Origin of the sequence: Marinobacterium iners DSM 11526, assembly GCF_900107855.1 — a bacterium.
In the GTDB taxonomy this organism is placed as follows: domain Bacteria; phylum Pseudomonadota; class Gammaproteobacteria; order Pseudomonadales; family Balneatricaceae; genus Marinobacterium; species Marinobacterium iners.
On record NZ_FNRJ01000002.1, the window covers coordinates 8,453 to 21,095 of the forward strand.

Annotated in this window: 11 protein-coding genes and 1 tRNA gene; all 12 read right to left on the minus strand. The window is 54.9% G+C overall.

Annotation, left to right across the window (positions count from 1 at the left end):
* Positions 1–40: 40 nt before the first annotated feature.
* Complete coding sequence (gene pqqA / locus BLV48_RS03035; RefSeq protein ID WP_003243383.1) at positions 41–112, minus strand: pyrroloquinoline quinone precursor peptide PqqA; 72 nt, start codon at positions 110–112, stop codon at positions 41–43.
* A gap of 285 nt (positions 113–397) precedes the next feature.
* Entirely contained in the window at positions 398–1,918 is a 1,521-nt protein-coding gene (gene exaC, locus BLV48_RS03040) for an acetaldehyde dehydrogenase ExaC (protein ID WP_091822944.1), read from the minus strand.
* 152 nt (positions 1,919–2,070) lie between these two features.
* Positions 2,071–3,501, minus strand: a complete 1,431-nt coding sequence (locus BLV48_RS03045) for a two-component system sensor histidine kinase NtrB (RefSeq protein ID WP_091822947.1) — start codon at positions 3,499–3,501, stop codon at positions 2,071–2,073.
* 135 nt (positions 3,502–3,636) lie between these two features.
* Positions 3,637–4,941: a TRAP transporter large permease gene (locus tag BLV48_RS03050; protein WP_091822950.1), complete on the minus strand. Its 1,305-nt coding sequence runs from the start codon at positions 4,939–4,941 to the stop codon at positions 3,637–3,639.
* Positions 4,931–5,425: a TRAP transporter small permease gene (locus BLV48_RS03055; protein WP_091822953.1), complete on the minus strand. Its 495-nt coding sequence runs from the start codon at positions 5,423–5,425 to the stop codon at positions 4,931–4,933. Before BLV48_RS03055 ends, BLV48_RS03050 begins: the two co-directional genes overlap by 11 nt.
* A gap of 63 nt (positions 5,426–5,488) precedes the next feature.
* Positions 5,489–6,499: a DctP family TRAP transporter solute-binding subunit gene (locus BLV48_RS03060; protein WP_091822955.1), complete on the minus strand. Its 1,011-nt coding sequence runs from the start codon at positions 6,497–6,499 to the stop codon at positions 5,489–5,491.
* Between the two features lie 173 nt (positions 6,500–6,672).
* The gene (gene clpX / locus BLV48_RS03065; protein ID WP_091822958.1) at positions 6,673–7,947 is read right to left on the minus strand and encodes an ATP-dependent protease ATP-binding subunit ClpX; all 1,275 of its coding nucleotides are present in this window, start codon (positions 7,945–7,947) and stop codon (positions 6,673–6,675) included.
* Positions 7,948–8,027: 80 nt separating this feature from the next.
* Complete coding sequence (gene clpP / locus BLV48_RS03070) at positions 8,028–8,663, minus strand: ATP-dependent Clp endopeptidase proteolytic subunit ClpP (protein WP_091822961.1); 636 nt, start codon at positions 8,661–8,663, stop codon at positions 8,028–8,030.
* 97 nt (positions 8,664–8,760) lie between these two features.
* Positions 8,761–10,089 carry a trigger factor gene (tig, locus tag BLV48_RS03075; RefSeq protein ID WP_091822964.1) on the minus strand — a complete coding sequence of 443 codons (1,329 nt, stop codon included), beginning with the start codon at positions 10,087–10,089 and terminating at the stop codon, positions 8,761–8,763.
* Positions 10,090–10,359: 270 nt separating this feature from the next.
* Positions 10,360–10,435, minus strand: a tRNA-His gene (locus BLV48_RS03085).
* 221 nt (positions 10,436–10,656) lie between these two features.
* Positions 10,657–11,949, minus strand: coding sequence for a type II toxin-antitoxin system HipA family toxin (locus BLV48_RS03090; RefSeq protein WP_091822970.1), 1,293 nt, complete (start codon positions 11,947–11,949; stop codon positions 10,657–10,659).
* Positions 11,939–12,232: a helix-turn-helix domain-containing protein gene (locus BLV48_RS03095; protein ID WP_091822973.1), complete on the minus strand. Its 294-nt coding sequence runs from the start codon at positions 12,230–12,232 to the stop codon at positions 11,939–11,941. Before BLV48_RS03095 ends, BLV48_RS03090 begins: the two co-directional genes overlap by 11 nt.
* Positions 12,233–12,643: the final 411 nt, after the last annotated feature.

Consider the following 12,643-nt stretch of genomic DNA (forward strand, 5'->3'; position numbering starts at 1 on the left):
GATCGGTAAGCAAAAGCGGCCCCGAAGGGCCGCCGTGTGCTCAGCGGTTGGCGAAGTACATGGTGACTTCGAAGCCGATGCGCAGATCAGTGTAGGCAGGTTTGGTCCACATAATGCGTTCCTCGTTTTTGTTATCGATATGTCTTTGTGACACCCTGATAGTAGGCAACCGTGCCACCACTCCAATATGGTACTTTGGAACGAATTCAGGGCTGACTTGGTATAGCAACCAGCGGTATGGCACGCCGCGGCGTACCTACACCTTATACGAAAAAAACGGCCCGGAGGCCGTTAAACGGATTGCTGCAGAGCAATAGACTGCCAGGGTGAAGCAGCCATGATTTGCACATCCCTGTGCAGTGCTTCGGAGATAACAGGGCCTGTAAAGGCCCGTGCCTTAGAAGAATCCCAGCGGGTTGATGTCGTAGCTGACCAGCATGTTCTTGGTCTGCTGGTAGTGATCGAGCATCATCTTGTGCGTTTCACGGCCCACGCCGGACTTCTTGTAACCGCCAAAGGCAGCATGTGCCGGGTACTGGTGGTAGCAGTTGGTCCAGACACGACCGGCCTGAATGCCACGGCCCATGCGGTAGGCGCGGTTCATGTCGCGGCTCCATACACCGGCACCCAGACCAAACTCGGTGTCGTTGGCGATGGCGAGGGCTTCAGCCTCGTCCTTGAAGGTGGTAACGGATACGACCGGTCCAAAGATCTCTTCCTGGAACACGCGCATGCTGTTGTTGCCCTTGAGCAGAGTCGGCTGGATGTAGTAGCCGCGGCCCAGGTCATCGCCCAGCTGCTCCTTGTCACCACCGATCAGCACTTCAGCACCTTCGGCACGGCCGATGTCGAAGTAGCTCATGATCTTGTCGAACTGCTCCTGAGAAGCCTGAGCACCGACCATGGTTTCGGTATCGAGCGGGTTGCCACGCTTGATCTTCTTGATGCGATCAATGACGCGTGCGATGAAATCATCGTAAATGCTTTCCTGCACCAGCAGACGCGACGGACAGGTGCAGACTTCGCCCTGGTTGAAGAACGCCAGTACGGTACCTTCCACACACTTATCGATGAATTCGTCTTCATGGTTCATGACGTCTTCAAAGTAGATGTTGGGGGACTTGCCGCCCAGCTCTACAGTCGACGGAATGATGTTTTCGGCAGCACATTTCAGAATGTGGGAACCCACCGGGGTTGAGCCGGTGAAGGCGATTTTGGCAATGCGCTTGCTGGTCGCCAGAGCCTGACCCGCTTCGGCACCAAAACCGTTAACGATATTCAGCACGCCCGGCGGCAACAGGTCCTGAATGGTTTCCATCAGCTTCAGAATGGACCAGGGAGTTTGCTCAGCAGGCTTCAGTATGATGCAGTTGCCTGCCGCCAGTGCCGGAGCAATTTTCCACGCCGCCATCAGCAGCGGGAAGTTCCAGGGAATGATCTGGCCGACAACACCCAGCGGCTCATGGAAGTGGTAGGCCACGGTGTTTTCGTCGATCTCGCCGATGGAGCCTTCCTGCGCACGGATACAGCCGGCAAAGTAACGGAAGTGGTCGATGGCCAGCGGTACGTCAGCGGCCAGGGTTTCACGCACAGCCTTACCGTTGTCCCAGGTTTCGGCCACGGCGATCTGTTCCAGATTTGCTTCCAGACGGTCAGCAATCTTGAGCAGGGTGTTGGAGCGTTCCTGCACGGAGGTACGAGCCCAGGCATCCTTGGCTGCGTGGGCAGCGTCCAGTGCCAGTTCGATATCTTCAGCGGTTGAACGGGGGATTTCACAGAAGGCTTCGCCGGTTACCGGTGAAACGTTTTTGAAGTATTCACCTTTCACCGGGGCTTTCCATTCACCGCCGATGAAGTTGCCGTAGCGCGGCTGCAGAGTGACGATGGAATCTGCCTGTCCTGGCTGTGCGTAGATCATATTCTTAGCCTCTTGTTGTTATTCGCATCACGCTCGAAGAGCAGTAACGATTGACGCTTTCAATATTAGCGAACGCTACTGATCTTCGAGTATAGTGCCTTGGCAGTGAGAATATGAGCCTTTGGTACTAGACAGGCCGATTAATTGTCAGATTAGTTCAGCTCCAGCTGGATATGGAACGTGGTGCCCACTTCCGGATCAGAGGTGACAGCCATGTGCCCCCGGTGCTGCTGGGTGATGACATAGAAGGCAAAGGACAAGCGCTTTTCAGGCCCGGATGCAGATGCCATTTCATTCTCGGCATGGTGCGGATAGGGCTCGAACAGGCACATCTGCTCTTCACTGCTGAGGCCCACACCATTGTGCTGAATGCGCAGTGACAGCGAATCATAGCTGCGTGAAGCATAGAGCTTCAGCTTCGGCACAAATCCTTCCCTGTTCTGTGCAACTTTATCACTCAGGGCCGCCAACGAGTAACGCAGAATGCTCAGCAAGGCCTGCTGAAGCTCTGTTATGTAACAGGGGACTTTCGGCAGATCGGTCTCGAAGTGACGCTCGATTTTGACATCACTGAACGGAATCGCATTGGGGAGCGCCAGTACTTCACCCGCCAGATCAACCGAGTGTTCAATGATGTCGATGACATTGGCACTGGCTGGTGCAGTTGTGCGCCCACGCGCAAATTCGAGCAGATTCTGAATCACTGACTCGACTTCTCGCCCGTTTTCGGCTGCGTTCTGCAGCAAGCGGTGAAGGCGTGCGACCTCCTCTTTCTGTTTGCCGCCTTCCTGCAGGAAGCTGGCGGATTCCAGCAGACTGTGGAAGCTGCGCAGATCAAACAGTATTGCCTGCAATGGCTTGTTTATATCGCTGGCCATGGTGGTGGCAAGTTCGCCCATCGACGCCAGTCGATCGTGCTGAATCAGCATGTTTTCGGCAATCACACGGCGGGTGACATCATCCACCATAATCACCACACCCGGCTCGCTGTAGTTTTCAAGCGGATAGACGGTGATATCCATGTAGTAACTGCCCGGCTGGCTGTAGCGCAGCGTCAGGGTTTCGTTCTTCTGCAGCGCCTCTTCAATGTGGCTCGGTTTCAAGGTGATGTCCGGATAGATAGCCCAGAGGTTGCGCCCGATCGCGTTGATCGCCTTGATACCGGAAAGCTTCTCGGCACGCGGGTTCCACTGTGTAATCGTGCCTTCCCAGTCAAGACCGACCAACACCAGCGGCATGGAGCTGAGAATATTCTGGATATAGGCCTCTGACGCCTGAAGGCGCCCAGTCGTCACCACATGCTCTGACACTTCCTGCTCCAACCGTGCGGTACGCTCTTTCACTCGTTTTTCGAGGTTGGCCTTGATCTCTTCCAGCTCGTGGTTGTAACCACGCGCCCGCCGCCAGACGATAAACAGCACGAGTGCCGCCAGTGTCAGCAGGATGATCAGCACACCGCTGGAAAAGTTGGCAACATATTGCCACTTGGTATTGCCATCCTCATCTCGGAACGGCGCAAATATATCGGCTTGGGCGAAGGTAGCAGGCAGCAAAAGCAACAGAGCTATACAGTATCGAAACATGATGCAAAGGGTATCCGGATGTAAAAAACTGGAAAGATGGGTGACTCAAGGCCCACATTATAATGAATCAGAGTGGCTTCGGGATACACCTGATCTGACCGGCCATGTCATGACCGGTCAGATCGGATCGGATGGCTACCAGGGGCCGACGACGTAACCCAGCTTGTCCGGCAGCCACAGGGCAATACCGGGCACCAGCATCACCAGCAACAGACTGCAGGCCATGGCTGCAATAAATATCAACGTCCAGCCAATGGTATGCTCCAGACGGATATTGGCGATCCGCGTGGTGACCATCAGGTTGACCGCGACGGGCGGTGTAAACTGGCCAATGGCGATATTCATCGCCAACAGGATGCCGAACCAGACCGGGTTCCAGCCAAAATGGTTCATCAGCGGCAGTACAATCGGGATCAGGATAAGGTAGATCGACACCGCATCCAACAGCATACCCGCAATCAACACCAGCAGCATGACCAACCCCAGCAGGACCCAGCCGCTTTCCGACAGCGCCAGCAGACCATTGGCCAAGTGCTGGAATGTGCCAAGCGTAGTGCCGGCCCAGGCAAAGATACCCGCCAACGCTATGATCAGCATCACCACACCCGAGGTCACCGCCGCTTCCGTCATCAGATCAAACAACTGGCGAATCCCCAGATTGCGGTAAACCAAACAGCCAACGATAACACCATAGGTGACCGCAACCACAGCCGCCTCGGTCGGTGTGAACAGGCCTGAACGCAAACCGCCGAGAATGATCACCGGTGCAAACAGTGCCGGCAGCGCCGCCTTGAGGCTGGGCCAGAATGGCGGGCGCTCGGACTTTTCCGGGTCTTCCCAGCCATACTTGCGGGCCAACAGCAGTGCTGGCACGAGAAGGGAGAGCCCCGCGAGAATGCCGGGAAACAAACCAGCAGCAAACAGTGCACGCAGATCGACGCCAGGCACCACGATGGAGTACAAAATCAAGGCGATCGAGGGCGGGATCAGAATCGCGGTAGATGAAGATGCCGCTATCAGCGACGCCGAGAAGGCCTGAGGATAACCTGCCTTGCGCATGCTGGGCAGCATCACCATCGCCACGGCAGCGGCATCGGCGGGGCCTGAGCCACTCATCCCGCCCATAATCAGACAGACCAGTACTGCGACAACGGCAAGCCCGCCATGGCGAGGCCCGATCACCGACTGAGCAAAACGAACCAGGCTAGCTGCGACCCCTGCCCGCTCAAAAATAAGGCCCGTGAGGATAAACAGTGGAATGGCAATAAGGGGATATTTGGCCACACTGTTGTAGGTATTGGTTCCCAGAGTCGCCAGCATGTCTGGCGACAGCCCGGCCAGAATACCGACGATGCCTCCCAAGCCCAACGCAATGGCCACTGGCACACCCAGAAGCAGCGCCAGCAGGAAACTGCCGATCAGCAGTAGATCAGGGCTCATGGATCACCTCCTGTGGTTCATTGCCACGCAGGCGATCGATGAGATTCTGCGTCGTGCGCACAACGATGGCTGCTGCCAGCAACGGCAGCCAAGCCACATAAATCCAGTTGGGCAGCCCAAGCCCCGGGGACAGTGATTCCCATTGATACTCTTCCAGCGCCAGCTTGGCACCGTACCAGCAGGTAACGCCCAGTACGATCACGCCCGCCAGCCACTGCAGCACATACACAACCTTGAGCGCCGGTTTGGGCAGGTGATGTTCAACCAGTTCAATGCGAATGTGCTGATTATGACGTGCCGCTACCGCTGCTCCAGCAAAGGTGAGCAGTACCAGCAAAAAGACCGAAAACTCTTCCGTGAAGGCAAAAGAGGCATCGGTCGCATAGCGCACGATTACATTGCCCAGACTGATCAGACAGATCGCGATCAATGACAGGGACGCCAGCCAGGCCTCCGGCCTGAACTTGGGGGGTCGGGTAGACATTATCACTCCACTTCAGACAACAACGCCCGCCGGGGTGGCGGGCGTCTTCATGCAGGTGCCCTATTACTGCGGACGGTTGGCAATGGCGTCCTGCGCCTGCTTGACCAGCTCTTCGCCGATACGCGGCGTCCACTTTTCGTATACGGACTGAGTGGCTTCGACAAAGGCTGCGTGCTGTTCAGGGGTCAGGTCGGTCACCTGAACGCCACGCTCCTTGATTTTGGCCAGCGTCTCATCCAGTTCAGCACGGGATTTTTCGATCTCCCATTTGCCGGCATCAATGGCAGCCTGCTTCAGCAGGGCCTGATCTTCCGGGCTGAACTGGCTCCACACACGGTTGCTGACGGCAAATACCAGCGGGTCAGCCATGTAGTGCCACTGAGTCAGGTAGGTCTGGCCCACCTGATCAATACGCGCCACATCAAATACGGACAGCGGGTTTTCCTGTCCATCAACCGCACCCGTTGTCAGCGCAGGCTTGGCGTCCGCCCAGCTCATCTGAGTCGGGTTGGCACCCAGCGCCGTAAAGGTATCCTGGAACAGCGGTGAACCCACAACACGGACCTTCAGCCCTTCCAGGTCAGACGGCTGCTTGACTTCATGCTTGGAGTTGGACAGTTCACGGAAGCCGTTTTCACCCCAGGCCAGCGGAGTAACACCGCGCTTTTCGATCGCTGCAAACACCGCTTTGCCCGCTTCACCCTGAGTGATTGCGTCGATGGCAGCGTAGTCCGGCATCAGGAACGGCAGTGAGAACAGGTTCAGTTCAGGCACCTGCGGTGACCAGTTGATGGTCGAGCCAACCGCCATATCAATCAGGCCGGATCGCATGGCTGAAAACTCCTTGGTCTGGTCACCGGAGACCAGCTGGGAGTTGCTGTAGATTTTCATATTGATGCGGCCTTCAGACCGTTCTTTTACCAGCTCGACCCATTTGTCGGCAGCCTGTCCCCAGGGAAAGGCGGAAGGCAGAACGGTAGAGACGGTATACTCAGCCTTGTATTCGGCACTGGCAACAGAGCTGAACAGCAGTGTAGCAGCTGCAGCGGCCATGAATGTGCGACGTTTCAGCATCATGTCTTCCTTTTTTATCTGTTGTTGTATGGCAGCGGCATTATCCCGACCGCTTGCTCCAACCAATTATAAAAGGCTTGTCGACAGCGACGCAAAACAATTACACCCACTACCCTGCCCACAAACGAAAATCCCCGCACAGGGCGGGGATTTAGCGATAACGAAACACAGGATCAGCTGTCAGCCGAGGCTTTGGCTGGTTCCTGATTTTCGTAGATCAGGATCGGTTCGGAGGTGCCGGTGATCACACCTTCGTCGATCACTACCTTGGCAACATTATCCATCGACGGCAGCTGATACATGATATCCAGCAGAGTCGCCTCCAGAATGGAACGCAGACCACGGGCCCCGGTCCGACGCTCCAGCGCCTTTTCGGCGACCGCTTTCAATGCGTCTTCACGGAAGTCCACATCGACCCCTTCCATCTCGAACAGGGCCTGGTACTGCTTGACCAGACTGTTCTTGGGCTCGGTGAGAATCTGAATCAGTGCCTCTTCATCAAGCTCGGACAACGTGGCAATCATCGGCAGACGCCCCACAAACTCGGGAATCAGACCAAACTTGACCAAATCTTCCGCTTCGACATCGTGCAGTGCTTCGCTCAGACGGCTGTCGTCCTTGCTCTTCACCACGGCACTGAAGCCGATGGAGCTGCGCTCACTGCGGTCACGGATAATTTTTTCCAGACCGGCGAAAGCACCACCACAGATGAACAGGATATTGGACGTGTCCACCTGCAGGAACTCCTGCTGAGGATGCTTGCGTCCACCCTGAGGAGGAACGGAAGCGACCGTACCCTCAATCAGTTTCAGCAGTGCCTGCTGTACCCCTTCACCGGACACATCACGCGTGATGGAGGGGTTATCAGATTTGCGTGAGATCTTGTCGATCTCATCGATGTACACAATACCCAACTGGGCCTTTTCGACATCGTAGTCACACTTCTGCAGCAGCTTCTGGATGATGTTCTCGACATCTTCACCCACATAGCCCGCTTCAGTCAGCGTGGTGGCATCCGCAATGGTAAAGGGCACATTCAGCAGACGCGCCATGGTTTCAGCCAGCAGGGTCTTGCCGCTGCCGGTGGGACCGATCAGCAGAATGTTGCTCTTGCCAAGCTCCACTTCACCCTTTTTCTGGAACCGCAGACGCTTGTAGTGGTTGTACACCGCAACCGCCAGCACTTTTTTGGCACGCTCCTGCCCGATTACGTAATCGTCCAGGGTTGCCTTGATCTCGGCCGGAGTCGGCAGGGTATCACTGGGCTCTTGCTCGTCCGAATCCTGAATCTCTTCGCGGATGATATCGTTGCAGAGATCAACACACTCGTCACAGATAAAGACAGAGGGACCTGCGATCAATTTGCGCACTTCATCCTGGCTTTTGCCGCAGAAGGAACAGAACAGCTTACTGCCCTCTCCCCCCTTGCCGGTCGTCTCGTCTGCCATCTTCTTACCTCAAAAAAACCATTTACACTTGTTATGCGCCCGAGGCGGCCGAATTTCAACCCGGCCGCGACTACAAAGGGTTATTCGCTTTCGATACGGCGCTCAAGTACGGAGTCGATCAGCCCGTATTCAGCAGCCGTTTTCGGATCCATGAAATTGTCACGATCCGTGTCACGCGCAATCGTCTCGAAATCCTGCCCTGTATGGTGAGCCAGCAGGCGATTCAATTTTTCGCGAATTGACAGAATTTCACGGGTATGGATCTCAATATCGGTCGCCTGGCCCTGATAGCCACCCAGCGGCTGATGAATCATTACACGCGCATTCGGCAGCGCAAAGCGCTTGCCCGGCTCACCTGCCGCCAGCAGGAAAGCGCCCATGCTGGCCGCCTGGCCAATACACATGGTGCTGACGTTGGGCTTGATGAACTGCATGGTATCGTAGATTGCCATGCCCGCCGTAACCGAGCCACCCGGTGAGTTGATGTACAGGTGGATGTCCTTGTCCGGATTTTCGGCTTCAAGGAACAGCAACTGGGCGACAATCAGGTTGGCCATATGGTCTTCGACCTGACCCACCAGAAAAATGACCCGTTCTTTGAGCAGACGGGAGTAGATATCGTAGGCGCGCTCGCCTCGTGAGCTCTGCTCCACCACCATCGGGACCAGCCCGGAATTGGTGATTTCGGTGGAACGCCCGGAATAGATATCTGCCATGCAAGAATTCTCCTTACCCTGATAAGCGAAAAAACGACAGTCAGCCAGGCCAACTGTCGTTTCCTTTACGGCTTACGCCCTGACCGGCTGTTCCGGATCAGGCTTCGGTCTCTTCAGCTTGCTGCTGAGCAGGCTTGATAGCCTCCTCGTATGCAACCGCTTTTTCAGTGACTGTAGCAGAAGCCAGCAGATGATCAACTACCTGATCTTCCAGCACCAGGCTCTTGATCTGGTTCAGGATCTGGTCGTTGCTGTAGTACCAGTCGATAACCTGCTGCGGTTCCTGGTAGGTTTCAGCCATCTCTTCAACGGTTTCGCGCACACGCTGCTCATCCGCTTTCATGTCGTTGGCCTTGACCACTTCCTGAACCAACAGACCTACGCTTACACGGCGCTGAGCCTGAGCTTCGAACATTTCTTTCGGCAACATGTTCGGGTCGATGTTGGCATCCTGACCACCGAACTGCTGAATTGCCTGACGACGCAGGTTGTCAATTTCGCTGTCGATCAGGGCTGCAGGCACCTCAATCTCATTGGCCTTGAGCAGCTCAGTGAAGACCTGATCTTTCAGCTTCATTTTCAGAGCGTGCTTGAGTTCGCGCTCCATGTTCTTGCGCACTTCAACCTTGAAGCCATCCAGTTCTTTCTCTTCGATGCCAAAGCGAGAGAAGAACTCTTCGTTCAGTTCAGGCAGTTCCTGAGCGGAAACGCTCTGTACCTTGGTCTTGAAAACAGCCGCTTTACCTTTCAGGTTTTCAGCGTGGTAGTCTTCCGGGAAGGTGATTTCCAGATCGAACTCTTCACCCGCCTTCTTGCCTTCCAGACCGGCTTCAAAGCCAGGAATCATGGAGCCGGAACCCAGCACAAGGCTGTGACCCTCTGCCTTGCCGCCTTCGAATGCTTCGCCATCGATGAAGCCTTCAAAGTCGATCTTGACCTGGTCGCCTTCAGCCGCAGCGCGATCCACTTCGGTCCAGTTTGCCTGCTGCTTGCGCAGGGTATCGATCATCTGATCCATGTCGGCATCAGTGATTTCGGCAGTCTGCTGTTCCAGCTCAACGCCGGACAGATCTTTCAGTTCAATCTCCGGGTACACTTCAAAGGTAGCCACGTACTGAAGGTCTTCACCTTCTTTGTCGTTCTTGAACTCGATGTTGGGACCACCCGCCGGCTGCAGTTTTTCCTGCTCAACAGCGGTATAGAAGCTTTCCTGAACGACCTGACCCAATACGTCCTGACGGATCGCGCTGCCGAACATGCGCTTGATCACCTTGGGCGGAACCTTGCCCGGACGGAAACCATCCAGACGGCGAGTGCGCGCCTGCTGAGCAACCAGCTTGTCTACGTCCTGGTCAATGCGTGCAGCCGGGACAGTTACGGTCATCTGACGCTCGAGGCCGGAAGTCGTTTCAACAGAAACTTGCATGGAGATCCTCACAAATAGTTTGCAGCATGATGTTGCGACCTGCAGGCTCGCCCTCCGTAATATTCATCCCGTTGATTCAGGGATCAATATGCGGCTGATGACGACCGACCAGCAGAGCCAAAATTCTAAAGCGCGAAATTTTCTTCCAACTGCCGCCATTAGTCAAGCAAAAGCCCAACAGCAGTAAAATGAAAAAGAATGTATTAATGAAGGCAAAGCCTTGAGAATCATAAAGATAGAGGGGAGGCATAACAGAATATCAGGGCACACTGGGGTGGACGATGGGGCTCGAACCCACGACCACCGGAATCACAATCCGGGGCTCTACCAACTGAGCTACGCCCACCATATAGTGTGTTGCCTGTGTGGTGCGGACGGAGAGACTCGAAATCACCAAACGAATCAATCTGTTACTTTACCAATCATAGCATTTTGTACATTCCATTGTACACGACTTTTAGCACTTCGCTTTAAGCCGTTTCGTTGTGATTGAGTGTCTCACCAATCACGGAGCGGCACTATATAGATGCCGAGTTTCGAATGCAAATTTTTTTAGCATCCGTTAGCTCATGATCCAACCAAATGCATGTTGGCTTCCTTTACACTATGCAACTGTTCTGATATCAGCCTTGCAGTTGATCTGCTCAAACCATGCTCACGCGCCACTGCTTCAAACTCAGACAGTACACCCACCAGCTCGACAATACATTCTCGCGCGTCATTCCAGGACGCAAACCCCGCACGCCGAGCCAGGGCCTGCACGGCCTCAACTGTTGGCGCTTTACCATAACCGACAAAGGCGGTGGCATGCTCACCGAAGGGATGGGGGCTAAAAGTAACATCGTAGAAAGGTGCCGCTGACCAGTCACCATTATCCGCCTGTAGAAACGCCCAGTTTTTGCTGTGATCGTCCTGATTACAGGCAAACAGATTGAACAGTGCACGACGAAACTGCAGGCGCCCCACTGCAGGGGATTTGCACAGATGGCGGCTGGCCTTGATCAGATCTTCGTAATCCAGACTAGGCATGCGAAAGTCTGCATCCAGCAGGCCACAGGCGCTGTGCATGTGTACCCGGCCTGCGGCGACCGTAGCATTAGGCAACCAATCAAAGCGCTTTATGGCCAACCACACATCAGCCCCACTGCTCTGCGCCGCCGGCACAAGCGACCACTCCGGTGGCTCCAGTTGCGCCCTTTTTGCCAGGCTCAAAAAGATCGCCTCACAAATGCCTTCTTCATGTCCGAGGGGCAAGTTGCTGGACGAGAATTTAACCAACCAGGCTTCATCACCGGCTTTAGCCAGCGTACTGCAACGACTCAGGTCACCGGGCTGAGCATAGACCTGCGCCTTGGGCCTCGCGCCACCGGAACTGCCCGCTGCCGCCAGAGCGGTCAGCACCTCTTCTGTCTGACCGTCATACAGCGCCTGAGCTTCCAGTCCAAGTGTATGCAGGTTTACGGTGTCATCTGCTGCCGGGCAGTAATCGGAAACGGGGGCAAAAGACAAGGCTCCGATACCGCTGCCGCCGACAAAGGCGAGTCGATCCAGGGGCGTTACCTGCGCCGGCAGAATGCCATGCTGTCGAAACAGCCGATCCTGCAACAGCAAACCCCAACCGTCCGGCAGTGCATCGGCAAAAACGCCATGCAGGCCACCATGAGGTTCGCGGGGCGCCCGTTGCAACTCGGTTGTCGGTCGCAGCGTCAGCGGTGACAGGTTGCCAAATTGCTGCAGGTAGCCCTGATCGTATTGGAAGAAAATACCCTGACGGTTTTGCGCCAGCACGCCCACTGCCACCTGCTCGCCCGTGCTGAGCGTACGGGTGATATCGAGCCGTTGCACTGGCTTAAAACTCATCGCGCAATACCTCCTCTATGCTGGTAGGCATGCGGTCAGGCTGCCCCCTGATCTGAGTGAGCTCATAGAGGCGCGAAAGGTCATCCAAGGTCTGCCAGAGCAGCAACAGCTGACGAAAGGAGATCTGCCCGGTCAACTCGAACTTCTTGATGGTAGGTGCGGGGACACAACTGCGCTGAGCCAGCGCATCACGCGACAGCTTGGCTTGTTCTCTCAGAGTACGCAGATGAACTGCAAAAGCCAGCTGAACATCTTGATCATCGAGTAACTGGAATTTGGGCATGGTATGCACCTGACTATTGGATACCTCTCATTCCTACATTACGGATATTATTGTAGCCTTTATTCAAAATAATCACAAAATATGGATATCATGATATCCATTTATATGATTTTTGATATCAGGAACCTTCATTCACTGTGATCTTTACAGCCAGTGAAAACCAATCCCTTAAGCGAAACGAATGAATTACTGGCTAACAGAAGCTATTCATCTGTGAAGCTTCCGTACAACGGTTAGGACGGGATCTCCACCCAACGACCTGTGATAAGCGAGTGATGTCTTCATGATAACCTCCTGTTAGCAATGACTCTGTGTCTAATTAGCCGAAGTTATGCATGTGACAAGCCGTATTGGGGTCAATCCAAGGATCGAACCCGATAGCGGCTTTGCCATTGCAACCAGCCTAGATGC